Here is a 22,116-nt window from a genome sequence, read left to right on the forward strand (position 1 = left end):
TTCGTTTAATTCTCTATTTATCTTAGTACTTACGGTTTGGCAGAGCGTCGATAGCTTTTTGGCCTGTGAACACATCTTCGTTAGATTTAATCCATTTTGGAAGCTGTTTTCCAGCTTTCAGATCTTTTGCCGCTTGGAACAATTGAGGTCCGAGAAGTGGGTTACACTCAACAACCGTATTCAGCTTGCCGGCTTTAACAGCTTCGAAAGCTTCTTTGATACCGTCAATGGAAACGATTTTCACATCTGTACCTGGTTTTTTACCAGCTTCTTCAATCGCTTGAATTGCACCTAGAGCCATGTCGTCGTTATGAGCGTATACGCCTTGAATATCTTTACCTTCAGGGGATTTCAAGATCGCTTCCATCACTTGTTTACCTGTTGCACGGTTGAAATCACCGCTTTGCGATTTTACGATTTTAATGTTCGGGTGTTTTTTCATCTCATCGTCAAAACCTTTTTTACGGTCGGTTGCTGCGCTCGCGCCAACGGTTCCTTCCAACTCAACGATATTCCCTTTGTCTCCAAGGTGCTCTGCCATTGCTTTGGCCGCGTTTTGGCCTTCTACGATAAAGTCGGATCCGATAAAGCTTGTGTATAGATCTTCATTCTTTTTGTCGATGCCACGGTCAACGAGGATAACCGGAATTTTCGCATCCTTCGCTTCTTTCAGAACAGCTTCCCAGCCTGTTTCTACGACAGGAGCCATAGCGATGACATCAACCTTTTGGGCGATAAAAGAGCGAATGGCTTTAATTTGGTTTTCTTGTTTTTGCTGCGCATCAGAGAACTTCAAATCGATTGTAGGATCAGCTTTGGCTGTATCTTGAATGGATTGCGTTTCCGCACCGCGCCAGCCGCTCTCCGCTCCGATTTGGGAGAAACCAACGGTAACTTTGCCATCTCCTGCTTTAGCTGCTTCTGCCGCCTTCGTAGCTTGAGGCGCTGTTGTAGCGGAAGTCGTTTCTGTTGTTTTAGCCCCGCAGCCTGCGACCAATGACATTAATACCGTTGCTGTTACAAGTGCCCCCATGACTCTTTTTCTTTGTACCATTTGTGTTCCTCCTCGAAATAATTATTTACAACCTTAGTGTAATATTTAACCAGGTAAAGGTCTTTACACGTAAAAGTCATTTTTTGCTTTATTCCGTCATAGTGGATGAAATTCAAGTGAAAGAGTGCGACTGCCAGGCAGCAGCCGAAGCTGGCGGATTGAACGTGGGGAATGACGGGCAGTACCGGAACGTCACAACGAGCGGACCACAGTTCCTCAGAACTTTGCCCGGCCTCCTCCCGACAAACGGAACTACAGTTCCTCAACACTTCGACCGGCCTCCCTCCTCCTGACAAACGGAACTAAAGTTCCTCAACACTTCGCCTGGCCTCCCTCCCCCACCAAACGGAACTACAGGGCGTTATTCCGGCTAAAATAGGCGGATTTAACGCTGGAGGGGAACTACAGGGCTCTGTTGGGTCGATGGAGCCCCACTGCAACCAATTAGGACAAAATAGCGGACCGTAGTTCCCACTACCGCAACAACTCACAATATTTAGTCCAAATAGAGGACCATAGTTCCCCAGCATGCTGCCAAGCACCCACCTCCCGCCGCCAAATACAAAAAATCCGACCAAGTGAATGGCCGGACTTTTGTTTATTGCATGATCGCTCTCGCAACAATGACAAGATCTGCGATATCGACTTTGTTATCCATGTTGACGTCTGCTTTCTTGCCTACTGTGTCCCAATCCGCATCGCCTTGCTTCTTGCCATAAGCTGCCGCAACGATCGCTAAATCGCCCACGCTAAAGCCTCCCGAATTAAGGTCGGCATTAATCTTCTTCGCTTCAAAGGCCGTAACCGCCTCTGCCAGCATGTTAACGGCTGCAATCAGCTGCTCCTCTGTTGAAGCACCATTGCCTGCAACAAGCGCTGCTTGATCGATGGCTCCTTGCAAGGCCGCTTTGGCGCCTGCCGTATAGAAGCCATCTTGCGCAGCTTCAACAGCTTGATCATGCTTCGTTTGCGCTGATGCAATCGCTGCCAAGAGAGCAGCTCTGTTCCCCGTTGGATTTGCCGCTTCCTTAAGCTCAAGAATAAGCCTGTCGACTTCAGCAAAGTTCGTCTTTTTAGTCAACTTAATCGTGTTTAATCCTTGATTCAACGTTACCGTTATGGAAGACGGATTGTAACGTCCCCAGCCGAACTGTTTGTAATCAATGACTTGATTAGCGCCATTGTTGACAAAAACATCGTGCTGGGAAATGACGGTGCCACCCGTTCCGTTAGAAGCCATAACCGTCATGGTGTACGTACCCGCTTCTTCTACGTTGACGTTAAATAAGATATAGTCACTGCCAGCTGTGTCTACATAACCGACCACTTTGCCGCCGGAAGCATCGTCCGAGCTATTGACTCTTGCATTTCCGCCAAGAACAGCGTCCTCTGCCTCATAGCTGTACAGAGAGACAGACGGCGTACCGGATGGTTCTTGAACCAACGCGCCATACGCCAACGGTGTGCCAAAGTTTGGCGTGCCATCTTGGTTCCAGGTGAATTTTTGCGCACGTACGCTTCGATTGCCCCAGCTTCCGCCAGATTTCAGATCAGCGTGGTACACGATCCAATCCTCCGTACCATCCGGGGACTTGGTGAAACTGTTATGTCCAGGACCGAAGGCCCCCGGAGTTTTACTGAATACAGGACCCGACTTCGTCCAAGAAGCAGGATTCAACACATCGCCATCCGTATTCGTCAACATGCCTAACGTATAATCATCCGTCCAACTGCCGCTTGCCGAATAGACGATAAAAATTTTATCATCTTTCATCAAAACTTCCGGAGCTTCATTAATGCTTGGCGGTGTGCCTTTCAGCTCCCAAGCCTGATCAGGCGTAGACACCCGAACTCTAGGTCCGCTAATTGTCCAAGGATTGCTCATTGGAGCGATATATAAATTTTGACTGACATTGGTGTCGCCTTCCCAGCCAGACCATACGAAGTACATGGAGTTGTCGCTTTTCGTTAAGACCGTGCCGTCAATAGCCCATTTGTCTGTGGCATCTGCAATCTTTCCTTTCATTGTATAAGTCCCTTGCGCGTCTTGCGAATCGCCTTCGATTACATACATTCGGTGATTATTATTGTTCCCATCATCCGCTGCGAAATAGATGTACCATTTCCCACTCAAATACTGAATTTCAGGCGCCCATAGTTCCTTCGAATACATTTGTCCGGCAGGCGGAGTATAGACCGTTACGCGAGGCGCGATTCCAATATCTTGCAGGCGCTTGGTTTTCGCCACTTGAATCGAACCGTCATTCTCCGATTTTACATAATAATAGTAGCCATCCTTAAATACAACGCTCGGATCTGCCGAACCCGCACCGCTGGAGACAGGTACGATCGGGTTACTGAACGTACCGCTATCCGTAACCGTCACCACGGCTGAAGCGCTAATCCCTCCCGCTGCCGTAACCGTAATGGTCGCTGTTCCTTTGTTAATCCCTTTCACGTATCCGTTGTTGTCAACTCTCACCGTACCTGTGTGGCTGGAGCTCCACGTCAACTGCAGGCTAGAAGCGTCTTCAGGCGCAATCGTAGCGGTCAGTTTTTTTGTCTCGTCCACTTTTACAGTCAATGTTGCTGCGTCCAAAGTAACAGACTGAACACTTTTGCCTGAGTAAACAGGTGTTAAGGCTTGTTTAATCAAATTCGCGTGCGACCATTTCACATGTAAGCTTGCGTCGCCCGTTGCATGCACATACTCGACTTTAATCGGGTACTGTTGCCCGGCAGTTAAGGTAATCGTCCCGGTTTTTTCTTCTCTTGTACCGCTTGTTTTATTAACGACCAGTGTCTCGCCAATCCATACTCTAGCGATGTTGTCGCTATCAACGTAGATCGTGTGCGTTCCTGTATTCGCAGGTTGCACCGTCCCCATCCATCGTGTTGAAAAATGGTCTTCGCCAATGCCTACGCTTGGATCGGAAGCTCCTGTCCCCTTCTCATCCCCAAGGTCAAAATCAATTTTTGGCGTGATGGAAGATTTGGCCAACGATGTGAATTGATCATCTTTGTAATAGTTCACGTTGAAAAGGGGCAGCGTGTCAAAAGCAGCACCTGTCAGCGCTTTAATATCATTGACATCCCAAGGATGTCCATCCGGATATGCGATTCCATGGAAAGGCATCGTCGGCTCCGAAGTCATCGGATTCGTGTCGGATCCCCAAGGGAAACGTGTGTTATCCCGGCCAATACCGAACTCCCACATGACGTAGCCAATGCCTTTATTCCCATAGTGTTCCACGATGCCCGGAACGGTTTGTGTCGATCGGTTCATGGCTTCATCCGCAAGAATTCCCTTGCTGACCCCGTAAGGAGTCGGATAGTCCGCCTCATAGGGATGCCAAGTAATGAAGTCCGAAGTAGCTTCACCGCTAAATTGGCCGGCTGTTGAAGAAACCGGGTGCACGGTGTCGATTTCTTTGATCCAAATCCGCGCATCGTTCATAATTTGCTTCGTGATTTGATCCATAGGACCGGTCTCGCCATTGCTTGGTTCATTATAAATGTTCCAGAAAGCAATTCTCGGATCGTTTTTATGCGCTGTTACGATGCCTCGTACGTACTCCTTCAAATCTTGCTTGTTAGCCTCATAGTTCGCTTTCACCGTATCTCCCGGGCCTTCTACCCAACGGCTGTTATGCGCACCGTATCTAGGTGGCAACTGAGGCCCCATGACCGGATAGTCATCCCAACAATCGTCGAAGAAAGCAAGCTCGACCTTAATGCCGTGTTTGTCGGCAAGGGCCAAGAAATCTTCCAGATTAGCAAGCAGCTTGGCGCTGTTATCTTTCCACAACAAGTTATGTACGAAAACCCGCACAAAATTGATGCCATACATTTGCGCATATCCTAATTCACGATCGTTGATGTCATGATCATATTCATTCCATTGTTGAATCTGGTTCACCACATTCGTTGGCACGAATACTGCGCCTTTTACCCAAGACCAGTCATAGGTTGGCATCTGAGCTTCGCCCAAGTCTTTGACAAATAGATTGTCATAGCTGGTCGCAACATAGTGTGCTCTGACACCGATAGCTCCCGTCGTATAAGAAGTATCTACCGCGCTTACGATATGCTCACCATCGATATAAATATCGATATGGCTGCCTACTGCCGTCACCTTCATATGATAGGCTCTATTTTGCTGGATCGGATATAAAATGGAGGCAAGTTCTTTCCAGTTGTTGTTGAATTTACCCAATTGAACACGGCCATTCGAAGTGATTCCTGCATAATAGCCTTTTAAATTATCTCCGCCATTACTAGGATCCGTAACACGGAAGATTAAACCCGCGTTATCGTTATTTACGCCGTCTTTCATTGTGATGTCCGCTTCGTATTCAAAATTGCTGAACGAAGTGCCATCTACGACGGATTTGTAGCCAGGACCTTTATCTGTTATTTGATAAGCTTTGCCGGATACATTCCATGTGCCTTGGTACGTCTTCCAGCCGTTCGCATTGTCGTCGTTGAAATCATCCGAGAACGTACGGCTGACTAACGTAAACGTAGCGCTTTGCACCGCTGAATCGAGCATGCCGCTTTTGGTCGCGTAAGCTTTCACCGTCGTTGTTGCCGTCAAAGTGATAGGTCCACTGTAAACAGGCGATGCAGCTGTAGGGAAACTGCCGTCTAAAGTGAAGTGGATATCGGCACCTGCGGTCGAGCTCGTCAATGTGACGATTTGCGTATTAGGGAACGTACCCGATGCTGGACTAATGACCGGTGCTGCAACTGGCAGCACAACCGCCGTCAAACGCTGCAGCGAAACATTGTCGTAGGTAACCGCTTTATCATCGTTCCAAGCTCTCAGCCCAACAGTACCTGATGCGTACGTTGCGTCTGTAAAATCAAATGCAAGCTTATCATTCACATAGATGTAAAAATGCGTCCCAACACCAATCACTTTCAGATGATTGTAGGCATTCGGGTTGACACCGCTCACAACCGTTGACGCGATTTCCGTCCAGGTGCCGGATGCGCCCGCTGTGCTCATTTTGCCGACTTCAAGCTTTCCGGCAGCGTTCATGCCTGCGTAGTACGCATTAACTTTATCTACGCCGTCAGCCGGCCCCGTCGCCCGGAAAATAACTCCGCTATTATTCGTAATCGCGTCCTGCGGATTCACATCCACTTCAAACACAAAATTTTGATAAACCGCATCCACGACCGACTTTGCACCTCTTGGATTCACAGCCATATAGCTGTAAACGCCTTGTGTTACTGACCAGGATGTCGGGGTACCTACTGCCGCACCCATATAATTCGTCCAGCCGTCCGCAACGCCATCGCTGAAATCATCCGTGAAGACTTGCTCACTCTGCGCAATGATATACGAGGCTGTCACCACATCCGAGACCATTTCCCCTGCTTTTTCCGCATAGGCTTTAAGGATCGTATCCGATGTTACCCCAATCGGTGACGTGTAGATGGGAGAAGTCGCATTCGGCAGTGTGCCGTCAAGCGTGTACCGAATCGTCGCCCCGTCTGTCGCCGAAGTCATGGCAACGTGCTGCGCACTGTCGTAAACCCCGGACGTTACGCTAAACTCAGGCGCAAATGTCGCTGCAGCGCTATACTCTTTGGCTTCAAGATTATCGAAGGTCGCCCCACCCCACCATGTTCGAAGACCAATCGAACCGGAGGATGTAATCTGCTTACCGTCGGTATCGATAAAATCAATCTTAGGGGTATTCATATCCTCAACGAAGATCTGAATGTGATTGCCTACCGCGACTACTTTCATATGACCGCTCGCATAAGGATACGGCACTTTCTGCAATTCCTTATATTCATTGCCACCCGCCCCGGTTACCCTCGAAAGCATAAGTGTCTTGTCCACACGCAGTGCGGCGAAGTAACCATTGTACCCATCCGGCACGTTACCTGTTGGCGTTGTGACCCGGAACAAAAGCCCCGATTGATCATCATTGATCCCAGAAACTTGAAGATCCGCTTCATAGACCAGATCTTTAAAATTTGTGCTTTCATACACCGTCTTTAAGCCAGGTGCGCCAGTCGATTTATACTGCTTGGCCGCATTAACCGTCCAACTCCCTCTGTTCCCGGCATCCGCCGACCCATAGGTTGTCCAGCCATCTGCATTGCCATCGCTGAAATCCTCTCGAAATACAGGCAATGGATCTCCTGCCGCCGCCGAAACCGAGGCAACCGGCAAATACGTGACTGCCATGCACAAGAGCAGCATATACGCCCATACTTGTCGAATCTGTTTGTGTTGAAAAGCAAATACTCTGTTCAAACGAAATCCTCCCCCTTAAATCACCTATGTAACCATGCTGTGGTTATCTTCATCATGAAGGATACAGCACTTTTTGTATTTAGATTATTTGGTTTTCCTTTATACTTTTCAGACAAGAATCCGATTCAGCGTAATCCATCCATCCGGTTAAAAGAAAGACGCTCCGCACAGATCCACCTCGTGATCCGTCCGGAACGTCCCCTGTTACGCCTATTGCAGAATTTTTTGTGCCATGATCGCTAAATCTTTAATGTCAATTTGATCATCGTTAAACAAATCAAATGGTTTGTACTTCTCCCAATCCGCATCCTTGGAAGACTTCCCGTAGGCGGCCGCTAATATGCCTAGATCCGCGATGGAATATTTGCCGTCTCCATTCGTATCACCAGGGCTGGCCGTTATGACTGAATTCAAGAAGCTGTTCAAAGCTTCACGCAATGCCACGATCGCTTGCTCGACTTCACCTTGTGTCGATGCCGTATTATCAGCGACGGCTTTGGCTTGACTAATCGCAGACCAGAGAGCAGCCTTCGAGCCAGCAGGATAGTTTCCTGGACTTGAGCCTTCGGTTGCGGTTTGATGCTTATCTTGTGCCTGAGCAATCAAATTGTTCAAAGCTGCCTTGTCAACGACGGTAGCGATTTGCAAGCTGTGCGTAACACTATCCAGCTGTGTTTCTACGCCGTTGGCATCAGCTATAACAGCTTTCGTTAACGTGATGTTCGTGCTGCTCGGTTGGGTAATGGATTTGGCTTTCCACTTCAGCTTCAGCAAGTGATCATTGATATTACCTGCTCCCAAATTAACCATAATGATACGTACCTTACCAGGAGTTTGTAATTGATCTACAACCTTAAATCCTTCCTTCAGCTCATCTACACCTACATATTCCACTAGATTAGGGTCGTAGCTGATGTTCAAATCCTCGGCATACACACGCTCAGTAACACTTGTGAACCCAAGTTCAACGTCAAACGGATCACTCGCCTGAACTTCGGCAGGTCCCGTCAAGGTCGCAGAAGCTGGAGTAGATGGTTCGGTTACAGCGGCTTGCAGCGGTCTAACGACAATATAATCCAACTCATAGAAACCGGTGCCTTTCATGAACGTGATCGTGTTGGAGCCCTCGTTCAGCTCGACTTTCACAGGGATCGCCATAAACCTGCCCCAGTTTTGAGTACCTTGGAGCTTGAACGACTGTTCCTTGCCGTTCACGAGCATTTTACCTGTCGCAGCTGTAAAATCACTGCCATTGGCAAACCAGACATCAACCGTATACGTACCGGCTGCTGCGGCCTGAATATCCCCAAACTTCACATAGCTATCCGCATAGTCAATTTCACCTACATAGCTTTTACCGGATGCATAATTGTTGTTTGTATTCACTTTCGCTCTGAACAACTCAGCTTGCTCAGCCTCATATTTAATGGAAGCGACGGCGTCCGGATTCTCGGTTACCTCCGGGAAGTAACTGACCCGCAAGTTCTCCGCCCCATATGGAACCAGCGTAATGTTCTCCGTCGGCTCTGCCGAAAGCAGCGGCCCGATTGGCGGTTCGGAGGCTTCTACATTGTTGGCCGATTTGCCCCATGCAGGAATTTTCTTCGCTTTGGCAATGAGCTTGACTGGACTTGTCGCCTGGATGAAAGGATTCTCAGGCATTGGCCCTTGCACAACCTCAATGGATTCTTCCGGATGTTCACGGTCAATCAATAACCCGTAGTTCCATGGTGTTTTGGAAAGCACACGGAACTGGCTGAACCCAAGCGCTGTGCTATTAAATCCAGGCACGGCCGCAATCGGATTCGATTGTACTTGCCAATCTTCTTCCACTTGAAGAGAGAACACGAGTGGACCACGTTCGATCCCGACGGAGTTGTTAACCCACGTCGATGTTTTCAACTTCATCGGCACTGTCAAAACAACACGATCACCTGTCGCCCATGTTCTGTCGATCGTCAGATATTCTCCCGCTTTCACAATCGGCTGAGCTTGGCCGTTCACCGTAACCGTCGGTTGATCCGCCCATGCCGGAATTCTTAGCTTGAGTGGAAAACTTACGGATTGTGACGTGTTCACTTCAAATCCGATTTGATCTTCAAACGGATAGTTCGTAGTTTCTTCTACCGTTACATTGGCATTCTTAATCTTGGTCGAAACGCGGCTTGGCCCGTAAGCAATAACGCCAAGTCCACCGTCATTCGTAGCTGCCCACATATTTTTCACAAAATACGGCCAACCCATATGCATATTAAAACGGCAGCAAGGGAAACCGGAAGTCGGGGAAGGCATCATCCCGTTATCATAGTTTTGTTTGAAGCCATGATCGGCAATATTGCTTTCGACCTGATTTGGCAATGAATAATACTGATGAAGCTTCAAATCCTTATCCATCGCGCCTGGCAATGAATTGAAGGCAATTTTCTCAAGTGCATCGCCAATGTGAGGATCCCCGAGAATCATGGCCGCCTCTTCATTACTTTGCATCCGCTCGGTAATTGCACAGAGCTCTACGCCCTGCGTAGATGCAATACCGGCCAACATCTCTGTACCGGATGGCATTCCCGTAATTTGTGCATGCTTGGTCAAATTCTCAACGCCTGCTTGGAACGCATCACGATCCACATTGTCATGTGATCTTTGATAATAAATAGCCGGCATTTTAATCGCTTCATTCACGTTAACGGAATGAGTCGGTTGGAAGTCATTGCCGAAATTCTGGAAACCGTCGTTCGTAAACGTATCCGTGATCGGATACCCTTGTCCGGCCAGTGTATCAGCCAACTGCAATAAGAAAGCGTCATCCGTCCGGTTGTACAACCAAAGTACCGTATCAATATTATCGCCTACACGCACTTTACCCCAATCTCTGAGTGGTCGAGCTGGTAATTGAGCGGCTTGGTAGTGGAAATAGTTCGTCATGAACGTAAGCACACGAGCATCATTCGTAGCTTCATAGTAATCCTTCATGACATAGAGCGCGACCATGCGTGGCCACCAATCATCGCTGCTTTTGGGACCAAAGGAACCGTCCGCTTGCTGGCTCGCCAAGATGGCTTCAATCCATTTTTGGGATTTGGCAATTAAGTTCGGATCTTTCAGCGTGTAAGCTAGAGGCACTAGTCCCTTCAAATAATAGACAGGACGCTCCCAGTCCGAATCCGGCGCTGTGCCGCCAAGCCAAGCAGCGTTCGTACTGAGTTCTCCGTATAAATCCTCAGCATATCCTGTAGCCCCGTCGCGCTGAAGTTCAAGCTGCTTCAGCAGCCAGCCTTTGGCTTCAACTGAACCAAGCGGCAGCGGAATAAAAGGCGTTTGCACTAGCGGATCCTTGTTCGCTACAGGGGAGGTGAACTCTTTGTCCGGCACCACATATTCGCTTGCGATGACATTATCGTAGCTCGCCTGTGCACGGTAACTTCGTAAACCGATTCCGCCTTTCGTATATTTCTGCGGGCTGTCGTCCGTGAAGGTAAGGACGGGTTTTTGGGAATCGTTTACATACACTTTAATATCATTCTGATACGTGACGACCTTCATGTGATAGTAACGATTCGAATCGATCGTATCGAACACTTTGACCTGCTTCAGCGGGGTCCAGTTATTGTTCATGCGGCCAAGTGTAACCTTGCCATCACCGCTTAACCCGGCGTAGTAGCCCTTCACATTATCGGCCCCAGGTGTTGCGCTTTGTGTCTTAAAGAGCAGTCCTGCATCTCCTGTACCTGTATCGCTCGGCAGTTTGATATCGCTTTCCAGCGTCATATCCTGGAATTCAGCGTCCTGAGCCAGCATTTTGTAACCGTCACCTTTATTGACCGTAATGGCTCCGGATTGCAATTTCCAGTTTCCATCCACCACATTCCAATGCTCAATCGTTTGTTCTGCCGGCGTATCGAAGTTATCCGATAACAACGTATCGCCTCCCACGGATTTCACTACAATATTGTCGTACGATGGCGTTGAATTGTACATTCTAACGCCAACACTACCTTGTGTGTACGTGCTGTCAGTTTGCTGCAAAACTAACACATCATTGACATAAACGTTGATTTGGCTGCCTACTGCAGAAACTTTCAAACGATAATCCGTATTTGGATTGATGGTTACATTGGAACGCTTCAATTCCGTCCAATTGTTGCTCATGCGACCAAGCATAACCGCTCCTGTTCCGGTCGCGCTAAGCCCAGCATAATAACCACGCACATTATCAGCGCCTGGTGTTGCGCTCACGGTTCGGAATAAAAGGCCGGCGTCTCCGTTACGATCAGCCACACGAATGTCTGACTCTATCGTAAAGTCACTCATGTCATCCTTGTTGGAGATCGCCTTATAGCCTTGGCCTTTCGTTACCGACAGCCTGCCAGCATCAATGGACCATGGGCCTTCAATAGCATTCCATGTATCGTTTATCTTCATTTTATCGAAATGATCTGCAAAATAGCTAGGTATTTTTTCCACTTCCGCTGCTTGCACCGGATAAGGAGATAACATGGTCAAATATAAAGCAAAAATAAGCAATTGGACGATTACCGTTTTTCCTTTTAACATAGGACACCTCTTTTCCTAAAATAAATCAAATCTTACCCCTTGTACTTAGACACAGCCACGTTGTTATGTAAGTCGTAAATTGCCAGCCGTCAAGCTGTCTCCTCCTTTCCATAAAGTCGAAAGCTGTTAAGGCTCCGCAAGATGCTTGATCTTTTCTTCCAGTTCCAGCGGATCTACCATGTGAAATGTATCCATAACATAGCCGTTTTTATCGATTAGAAAAACAGTCGGCAGCGCATGGAGCTGGTACAAATCAGCGGCATGTCTATGCTCATCCAGCAGGATTGGATACTTGAGATTGTTCTGCTTGACGAACTTCTCAATATTTTCCGGCTTTTCTTCGGTGGATACGTTGATGCCCAGAAAATCAACTTGATCCTTGTACTGTCCATACAGTTTACGCAGCGTGGCCACCTCAACTGAGCAGGCTTCACACCAGCTGGCCCAGAAATGGATGACAACCGGCTTCTCCCGTTTGCCCCCAATCGTATGATACGAACCGTCCAGTGCTTTTAAGGTAAAAGAAGGCGCTTTGACATCATTGGTGCCTGCCTTCTCCCCTGAGCTTGCCAAATTCACGATGCTCTCCAGCTTGTGGACATCCAAACGCTGCCCGTCGCCGCCTGAATCAGGTTCCGTACTTTTGTGTGCGAAATGCAGATACAATGGCAAGCAGCTTAGCAGTAGAATGCCAACTAGCACACTGATCATCTTTTTCATGTGAACCTCTCCCTGAACGTTGTTTACCCTGATTATATCCATGTGAAAAAAGGGCGTCTTTACGCGATTAGGCGAAACTTTGCGCGATTCTGACAAAAGTTCAGGACAAGGCATTTTATGGCGCAAAAAAAGTCGCCCAACCCCAATAAATCCTGAAGTTAGGCGACTTTCCTATCCGTTTATTCTAAAATTCTTTGTGCCAACATTGCCAAGTCTTTAAGATCTACAAAACCATCGTTATTGATATCTGCTTGTTTATAAAGATCCCAATCTGCGTCTTTCGACGTTTTGCCATAAGCAGCGGCAACAATAGCCAGATCGCCGATTGAGTACTTGCCGTCGCCATTCGTGTCACCGGAATTACCAGTAACAACCGACTGGTTAAAGGCTTGCAACGCTCCATTCAGTTCAGTAACCGCTTGTGCAACCTGCGCATTCGTCGCATTCGCGTCGTTAGCAACCAACGCAGCTTTGTCGATAGCCGCTTGCAACAGCGCTTTGGCGCCAGCAGGATACTGACCAACGGCTGTACCTTCCGTCGCACCGTCATGCTTGCTTTGCGCAGTAGCGATAAGAGAGTTCAACGCTGTTTTATCGACATTAGCAAGTATGCGAATGCTTTGCGTGGTACCATCTACAGCCGTTTCTACGCCTTCACCGTTCGCCAATACAAGATTAGAAAGTGTAATCGTGCTGGTGATATCCTCACCAGTCGTCTTCGCCTTCCAATGAAGCTTCAGCAAATCGCCGTTAATACTCGTACCGCTCACATTTACGGTAATGAAACGGACAGAACCCGGTGTTACTTTCTTATCAAGAAGCTCTAAACCGCTTTTCACGCTTTCTGCAGATACAAATTCGAGTTGATTCGCGTCATACGTAACGCTTACATCTCCCGCATACACACTTTGTGTGACACTGTTTAGGCCAAGTGTCGAATCAAACGATTGCTCGCTTGTGACCGATGCAGGTCCAGTTAACGACGCCGTAGGATCATTCACAATCGGGCCAGCCGAGAAGTAATCGAACTTAGCTGGGATGGACGTCCCGTCAGTTGCGGAGAATGCATAGAATCCTACTTTGAGATTCGATAATTGAACCGTAACAGGGTCTGCAGCCTGCTTCCAGCTGGAACCATCCCAATAATAGGTCGTATAAACATTACCTACCTTACGGATTTGCAGGTACGATGTATCGTAACCTGGATGTGTCGCCATATGCCCGGCTTTGGTGTATGTGGCATTTTTCTCGAAGGCGGATTCCAGGGATTTCCCTGTTGCGCCGTCTGTATCCCACACATGCCCAAACTTCACATAGTTATCTTCGTCCTGCCAAACGAGCAGCCCAGCTTGCTGGTAGTTCTTCCTTACCTGCGCATCAACCTTCGTTGTGATGACAAAATCGCCGTTAGGCGCGTTTTGCAAGAAGGCATTTTTCAGCGCATTAGAATTGCCAAAGCTATCGCCTGTAAGCGTTTGAATCGTTAGCTTGCCAGGGTTGGTCGTCAGACTCCAATTCGCGTTATTTTGACGGTAAATACTCCAATTGCTGTTTAGCGTAGTGCTGTCGAAGTTATCCACCGTGGAGCCTTTTGGAAGCGGATCGTTCACACTAGCGAAAACGCTATCCTTCTCAGCTTTCAGGTCATTTAGCGCTTGCTGGTAATTGCTCGCAGTGGCATTGCTGTCGGCAAGTACCTGCTTAGCGGATTGAATGACACCTTGGAAATGATCCACTACAGCTTGCGGATATTGTCCAGGCTTCGTACCTGCGGTGAGCTTACTGAAAAAGAGCTCAGCGTCTTGAATGCCGCTGGACAAATCGCCCGCCGTAACCGTGCCGATTAACTCGCGGTGAGCTTTGGCGATCCGGTCGAAATCGAGCTTTTCCACTTTGCGGTCATAGGATAGCAAGCCGTTAATCTCATATTCGACGTCGCTGATCTGCGTATAAACCGCTGCGCTCAAGCCAGGATTTCCTTTAAGATTTTTCAATTGATTAATGTAATCGATGTATTTGTCCGTAATCTCTTTTTTGCTTTTCATCTCTTGATACGAGAATACGAGCGGACTCCATTCATGTCCCGGTGTATGCAACCCGAGCCCACCATATTCCCCGAGTACAGCAGCACGTGTGTCCGTTGGCTTCGGTGAATTTGGAGCCGGGTAAGCATGCATATCAACCAAGTCACCTGCACCGGAATCCTGCCAGCCGCTTGCGTTGTTAATTAAACGCGTCGGGTCAAGGCTTTTTACATAATTGGTCGCATCCTTCGTCTGCTGTCCGCCCCAATCGAATTCGCCCCAGCCTTCATTAAAGACGGTCCATTCAATAATGGATGGCACACTGCGAAGCTGGTCGACCATTTCTTTGTATTCCTTCAGCCACTGCGTTTTGGCAGCTTGTGTGATATCCGCGCCATGATTATTTTGGCGATCCTCCAAGCTCGGCATATCCTGCCAAACGAGGACGCCCAGCTTATCCGCCCAATAGTACCAGCGAGCCGGCTCTACTTTAATATGCTTACGGATCATATTCATACCGACTCGTTTCACGGTTTGAATATCATATTTCAAAGCATCTTCCGTCGGTGCTGTATAAATGCCGTCCGGATAAAAGCCTTGATCCAGCGGCCCCATTTGGAAGACGAATTTGCCGTTCAACAGCGGTCTAGTAATGCCGTCTACTTTCCCTAGCTTGATCTCCCTCATCCCGAAATAGCTGTTAACTTGATCGACAACTTGATCCCCGTTTTTCAAGCGAACTTGCAAATCGTACAAGAAAGGATCATCCGGCGTCCATAACCTAGGATTTGGAACTGGCACTTTCAGCTCCGTTCCGGCAGGACCGCTGATTCTTCCAACTTCTTGACCGTCCTTCGTCGCAATGGCTTCAACGGTGAGATTGTTAGCGGCTCCCGCAGGAACGGTTAATTTTAACGTTTGATTCGTAAGATCCGGCGTCATATCCAACTTTTCTATATGCGCTGGTGCGACAGGCTCCATCCAAACCGTTTGCCAAATCCCGGAGACCGACGTGTACCAGATGCCGCCGAGTTTTTTCACCGTTTGCTTACCGACAGCCTGATCTTCACCCATATCCGTATTATCCAGCACATGAACGATTAGTTCATTATCGCCTGCTTTTAATTGATCAGTGACATCGAAGCTAAATGAGGTATAACCGCCTTTGTGCTCGCCAACCTTCACACCGTTGACATAAACCGTTGTCAAATAATCGGAAGCGCCGAAGTTCAGCATCACGCGCTGCCCGTTCCAATCATTTGGAACCGTAAATGAACGCTTATACCACATGAGATTTTCTACGCGTTTAATGCCCGAAAGCACCGACTCCGCAGCAAAAGGAACAACGATTTTCTCCTTCAATGTTTGCCCGGTTGGCAGTGCCTCCCCGACCTTAGCCGACTGGAATTGCCATTCTCCGTTCAAGTTCTGCCATTTATCGCGAACGAGCTGCGGCCTAGGGTATTCCGGAAGGACATGATCCTTATCTACTTGGCTTGCCCATGGCGTCGTGATTTGATATGTAGAATCGTTTTTCAACATTTTATCGAATGCTTGAACGACTCTGCCATCCTGATCTTCAAGGCCCGCCTGGCCGTCATAGCTTGCCTTAACTAACCAAACATCCTTCGAATACACCGGGTACTGGAAAGTAACCACGATGGTGCTGTTATCGCCTTGTTTGAGCGCTGCCGATGCGATCGGCCAGTTGCTGCCCATGACACTGACGTTGAAATGATTAACAAATCCCTCTGGAAGCGATTGCAAAGGTTTATCTAATTTAACTTCCGCTGTCGCTCCATTGACGGCTACGCTGCCCCCATAGGAGAAACCGCTTGGCGGAGTAAGCGCCTCAGTTGGTATCGCGGATTTCGGTGTGGATGGACTTGACCAACGCATGTGAATGTTAGATCCACCCGTATTCTCAAAGTATTCAACCTTAATCGCATATTTTTGCCCTGCAACCAGTGAAACCGGCGCTGCAACCTGCTCTTTATCCCAATCGTTGACCCAATGATCGATGACCAGTTTGTTGTCAATCCAGAGCCGGAAGCCATTGTCACCAATGATGGAGAACGTGTAGTCTTCGGAAAACTGCGGTTCAATGAACCCGCTCCAACGTACATTCACATTATCCTGCTGCCCGGTTAAAATCCCTAATGCCGTCTCCAAGTTGCCGAAATCCAAATTGGGATCAAGTACGGTTGATTTTAACGTGCCAAAGTTAAACTGCGGAGAACCCGAACTTGTGTAGTACTCCCCTTTTAAGCCATGAACGACAGGCTCATTCGCCACTTCCGCAGCTTGTGCTTGAAGCGTCATCAACGGAGCCGTTGAGATCGTACCGAATGCACAAGCAGCAATAAGCAGCATATTAAACGTCTTCTTTAACTTCATCCTATTCCAGCCTCCTGATTACATAAATGATGAATGGGTGAGAGCATTTAAAACTATTAGCCTCTCATTTTGCATATTAACTCCTTTCATCCTATTCATTGGAAGATTACAGATACATTATGTAACAATAGAGACAGGAAGTATTTAGGTTATTCCGCCTTTTTGTGCGTTTTCTTGCCATTTCGCTTCAGATGCTTGCGGCCATGTAAAGAACAAGCGCAAAGACAAAAAGGAGGCAGCTCTTAGGCATTCCCGCCAATCAAGCCCCTCCCTGATGCGATTTCACAGTCATTTTGCCGATAATTATTTCGTAGTCAACAGTTTATAAATCAGCATAGCCGCTTGAGCGCGATTCGTAAATTCCTTAGGATGAATGCCCTCGCCATAACCATCTACCAAGCCCATCTCCACTAAATTTGTAACACTTTGTATCGCATAATCCGAAATCTCCGAAGTATCGTTAAACGAATCAGCTAAAGATGTCCCTTTGCTTGCAGGGAGCTTATTCAGCGTTTTTAAGGTACGAGCCGTGAGGGTCATCATGTCCTCTCTAGTTACAGACTCTCTCGGATGGAAGTTATTATACTCGTCACCTTCTACAATACCTAAGCTTCTTGCAGCGGATAAATGCTCATCGAAATACTCACCCTGCTGCACATCGTCAAAGCGCTCACCAGATCCGCCTTTTACCTCCAAGGCTCTCATCAGAAGAACCACAAAATCGGCACGCGTAACAGGCTGGCCCGGACTGAAAGTGCGCTCAGCCGTTCCATTCACAATCCCCTTCTCAGCTAGGAAGGCAATCGCTGTTTTGGCCCATGTGAAATCGCCCAGATCATCGAATGGGAACAAATCGTTAATCTCAACGGCCACTTTGGCATTCGAGTCCTGATCCGTGCTTGCTAGAATGGAATCGACCAATTTGACCTTGCCGATCGCCAGCTCCGCCTTCCCCTCATCTATCGCTTCAAACTTTAACTTGTACAAAATCTGTTCGCCATCGTCGCCTTTCGTTCGGCCTATGCGTGTGTGCGCGAGCTGAATATGGTTATCTTTCACGATGGGAGGAACCGAGAATCCAGGAATCTCCGTCGTAGCTTCTTTTAATTTAAGCTGCTTCGGATTGAAATCCAAATTGATTTCATACGCATAGACATCTTTTAGCTGATGTCCTTTTATGAGAACCTCCACATTTTCTCCTTTGGACGGCTTATCCGTAAGAACTGTCAGCGTATACGAGGGTGTATCCTCTGCTGAAACTGATGCTGAACCCCCTACTATCATCGTTGCAGCGAAAACGGTCAATAAACTTCCTGTCATCATTTTTTTTACTTTCACGTTGGAGTGCCCCTTTCCATTCATTACCTCCAATATAAAAAAATCCGGCATCCATGTATTTAGACTATCAGGTGTAAATTTGCTATTTTCGGATATTTTGCGTAAAAGCCGTTGTCTTGCCCGGTTAAGCTTTGCGCCGACCTGATCTGCCTGATCTGCCTAGCCCAGCCCGACCTGCCTTGCCCGCCCCTTCCTCGCCCGCCCGCGCAAAATAAGGGAACTCCAGTCGCTTATTTTGCAAAAAAGCGGTGTTTGGCGTGCTGGAGGGAACTACAGGATCTTATTTGTCCGCCAAACCCAGTTTTCGCTCCGAAAGCTGAGAAATAGCGGCCCCTAGTTCCCTCTCCCTCGCTCAAACATCTGTTTTGAGCAGAATAACGCCTTGTAGTTCCCCAACAATATCGTGTAGCTCTGAAACCGACCGCCGCAGCACAAATCTACAGTAAAAAACCGGACACAGGAATTAACTTTCCATGTCCGGTTGCAGCTCACTTTTACCTCTATTTACATGTCGATTTGAGCAATTCTTCGTGCCGTGAAATGACGATATCGATGATACGTCTATAAATTTCCGAAGCATAATCAGGGTTCAATCCATATTGAGCCGAGAGCTTAGCAATCTTCTGAAACTGTTGATTTTCACGGCTGACATCTTGCGAATGCAAGTGATTCTCCGCTTTATAAATGCCGACTTCTTCTGTGTATTGAAATCTTTGAGCCAGCAGCTCAATGATCTTTTGGTCAACTTCGTCTATACCATTTCTTAGTTCGTCTAGTTTTGTCATCTGCTATAATACCTCCGCATTTAATCCTATGTGTGCCATTTATCCGTCATCGTAACGGGAACAATTGCGCCATCCTCAAAGTGCAGCCTTTCCATACATAAAACCCTGCTTCCAGGATCAGTATCGCCTATCATTCTACGATGATATACAATGATCCACACATCTGTTTCCGGCAAATACAAATAACCGTGATGGCCAGGTCCTTCGGCAATCGGTTCTTGTTTTTGAAGAATCGTGCCTTTATTCTCAAATGGCCCCAACGGACTATCGCTTACGCCATAAGCCACCCGATAAGTGCCATTCACCCAACTTCCCATAGACCACATGAAGTAATAAAGATCCCCTTTTTTAATCATGCAGGGGCCTTCAACATACCCTTCCGGCGTGATAGAAAGGAAAGTATCCCCATTTTCAAAAGAGACAAAGCCGGTCATGTCTTCATTCATTTTCGCAACATTACAGTGCCCCCAACCTCCATAATAGAGATAAATGGCACCGTCATCATCTTTAAAAAGATGGGCGTCAATCGGTTGAGCCGAGTGAATGAAACGATCGATCAGCGGTTTTCCCAAATATCCTCTAAAAGGCCCCGCCGGATTGTCGGATACGGCCATTTCCAATCCGCCGATTTCATCATTGGACTGGATATCGTTTGATGCAAATACGAGGTAGTATTTCCCCCTATTTTCAATGATCGTCGGTGCCCAAACAGCCCTCCACACCCATGGGAAATCTGACATTTCCAGTATGGCTTCATGCTTGTTCCAATGAATCAAATCCGTAGAGCTAAATGCATCCAGATTCATCTGGCTCGTATACTCCGTGATGGATCGGGTAGCGTAAATCCAATGCTTACCCTCATAGGTTCTAGCTTCAGGGTCTGCATAAAATCCGGGCACAATTGGATTTGTTATTTCAGGCATCTGCGTCAGCCTCCTTGTATTTATGACTTAAAAAAGAGCCGCATAGCGCGACTCCCCCACTACCTCTTACTCGTATGTTTTCCGAGTACGTTCAGCGATCCAGTGGTTCACTTGAAAAAGATCCGCCACAGGCTGACGTGTAAAAGGTAAAGTCGGCATATATCCTGGCGGGCCGAATTCAGGCGTGAACGTTGCAAATGGCTGCGCCGGGATGATTGGGTTGTGGAACATTTCATCCCACCATGTCTCGAATTGCTGCAAATGATTGGCATACTCAGGAGCTGCCGGGTGCGGCACTTGCGGGCCTTCCTCAAAGCCGACCCTTCCATGAACATGCAGAGCTCTGCTCTTAATCAGAGCAAGATCCTCTTGCTGATCGCCAAGCATGGATTCGCATACACATGTGAAATGGCTGAAATCTGCTGTGACTTTCAAATCTGGGAACAATTTCAGCACTCTGGCCGTAGCTTTCGGAGTGAACATCACACGACCTCGATGTGTCTCGTGAGCAACTTGAATGCCAGCCGCTTTTTCCACGCGCAATGCTTGTTCGAAAAAGCGATTTTGCTCATCTTCTGACATATAGTCTTTTCCGCTGTGAGAGTTAATCAGCACAGGAGAAAATTGCTTCGCCCGCTCAACTTGCTCTTGAAAGGATTCTTCATGATGATTGGAAGTGAAAATCTGAGGTATGTATGCCAGTTGCAGTTCGCCTAACAACTCAATAAATTCATTTTGCTGCTCTTGACTTGGCATAGGTGCTTCAATTCCCTCGTAGCCATGCTGCTTGGCGCGATGCAGCTGCTCACTAAGCGAACCTGTCATGCCCCATAGCGCGTGAAAAAGATGTAATTTCAACGTATTCCCTCCATTAATTATAAAAATGGCTGATCATCGACTAGTTCGCCTCTGACCGGCCAAATACCTTTAAAGGTGAAAAATTGAAGGGAATGCATAGCGGAAAAGGGGATGAATTGCGAAGCAGAGCGGCAGTCTTTATCGCCGCGGACCTGTATACGGTCAATAGCCATTACGGTTACTTTTAGAATGCGCCTTATTCATTAATATAATCATTTGCTTCATATATTTTGGGGATGACTCGATGAGATTTACGGATTGGGGAGCAGCGTTAATGGGGACTTTGAAATAATGAGAGGGTGAATAGAATGAAGTAAGAGGGGGAGAATACTAGCAATTAACATAAATACTCCCCCTTTTTTTGCCGGGAAGACTTTCTCACTTCTGATCACGATAAGATAAAGCTTCTTCTGTGATTCTTTTGATATCTACCGATGAAGTAATTTCGTCATTCACCATATCCGGCAGGATATTTTTCAAAAAATAATCAACGCAATGTAAAGAAATCGTATTTATTTTGATAAGAGCATCACGGTACATTTTAATGAATTCCTTCTCCGTGTTTCCCCTTTTAAGTTCAGCAAATGCTTCATACACCTGATCCATTTTATCGGCCACTTCCAAAATTAAACCTTCAATCGAATGATCTTTGCCCTCACGAAGCTGATTATGAAAAATCTCTTTAAACTCCTCAGGAATCTGCTCTTCAATAAAGTTATAGACCATGCCTTCTTCTACCTTCTGAATCAATAAACGAAGTTCAGGGGATGCGTGCTTGACAGGCGTTTTGATATCCCCAATAAATATCTCACCATAATCATGGCTGCTTGTGATTTCGTAAAGCTTTTTCCAGTCGATGCTAGCGCCGTTTTTCTCTTCAATATCTGCGAGTGTTTTGGCGTATTGGACGACTTTCCATGAGTGAGCCGCGACACTGTGTTCCTCAAACTTGAACTTGCCTGGACAGCGAATAATTCTTTCTAAATCATTTAAAGACCTAAAATAAGCATGGATTCCCATACGTTCAGCCCCCCATTATGTTAGAATAGCTCGTCCATTACATCTTTGGTCTTCACAATAATTAGTTTACAAGCTGCCTGTAAAATCTAGATTAAATATAATGCGTAATCAAGTTAAATGTCTGGAAGTTTGCAAATGCTAAAAAGCCTGATTGCTCAGGCTTAACTCT

At 47.3% G+C, this 22,116-nt stretch carries 10 protein-coding genes; all 10 read right to left on the minus strand.

Annotation, left to right across the window (positions count from 1 at the left end):
* Positions 1–22: 22 nt before the first annotated feature.
* Complete coding sequence (locus GON05_RS34650; protein WP_220138816.1) at positions 23–1,054, minus strand: ABC transporter substrate-binding protein; 1,032 nt, start codon at positions 1,052–1,054, stop codon at positions 23–25.
* Between the two features lie 598 nt (positions 1,055–1,652).
* Positions 1,653–7,331 carry a family 43 glycosylhydrolase gene (locus GON05_RS34655; protein WP_157326074.1) on the minus strand — a complete coding sequence of 1,893 codons (5,679 nt, stop codon included), beginning with the start codon at positions 7,329–7,331 and terminating at the stop codon, positions 1,653–1,655.
* 210 nt (positions 7,332–7,541) lie between these two features.
* Positions 7,542–11,882, minus strand: coding sequence for a 3-keto-alpha-glucoside-1,2-lyase-like domain-containing protein (locus GON05_RS34660; protein ID WP_157326075.1), 4,341 nt, complete (start codon positions 11,880–11,882; stop codon positions 7,542–7,544).
* A gap of 126 nt (positions 11,883–12,008) precedes the next feature.
* Entirely contained in the window at positions 12,009–12,602 is a 594-nt protein-coding gene (locus GON05_RS34665) for a TlpA family protein disulfide reductase (RefSeq protein ID WP_157326076.1), read from the minus strand.
* A 179-nt stretch (positions 12,603–12,781) separates the two neighbouring features.
* Positions 12,782–17,023 (minus strand): PA14 domain-containing protein, encoded by a 4,242-nt coding sequence (locus GON05_RS34670; protein ID WP_157326077.1) that lies wholly within the window; start codon positions 17,021–17,023, stop codon positions 12,782–12,784.
* A gap of 303 nt (positions 17,024–17,326) precedes the next feature.
* Entirely contained in the window at positions 17,327–18,361 is a 1,035-nt protein-coding gene (locus GON05_RS34675) for an S-layer homology domain-containing protein (protein WP_181646059.1), read from the minus strand.
* Between the two features lie 500 nt (positions 18,362–18,861).
* Positions 18,862–19,146: a chorismate mutase gene (locus tag GON05_RS34680; RefSeq protein WP_157326079.1), complete on the minus strand. Its 285-nt coding sequence runs from the start codon at positions 19,144–19,146 to the stop codon at positions 18,862–18,864.
* A gap of 26 nt (positions 19,147–19,172) precedes the next feature.
* Entirely contained in the window at positions 19,173–20,069 is an 897-nt protein-coding gene (locus GON05_RS34685) for a glycoside hydrolase family 43 protein (RefSeq protein WP_157326080.1), read from the minus strand.
* 66 nt (positions 20,070–20,135) lie between these two features.
* The gene (locus tag GON05_RS34690) at positions 20,136–20,927 is read right to left on the minus strand and encodes a sugar phosphate isomerase/epimerase family protein (RefSeq protein ID WP_157326081.1); all 792 of its coding nucleotides are present in this window, start codon (positions 20,925–20,927) and stop codon (positions 20,136–20,138) included.
* Positions 20,928–21,305: 378 nt separating this feature from the next.
* Positions 21,306–21,947 (minus strand): YfbR-like 5'-deoxynucleotidase, encoded by a 642-nt coding sequence (locus GON05_RS34695; RefSeq protein WP_157326082.1) that lies wholly within the window; start codon positions 21,945–21,947, stop codon positions 21,306–21,308.
* Positions 21,948–22,116: the final 169 nt, after the last annotated feature.

Source organism: Paenibacillus anseongensis, from assembly GCF_009757995.1.
GTDB lineage: Bacteria > Bacillota > Bacilli > Paenibacillales > NBRC-103111 > Paenibacillus_E > Paenibacillus_E chondroitinus.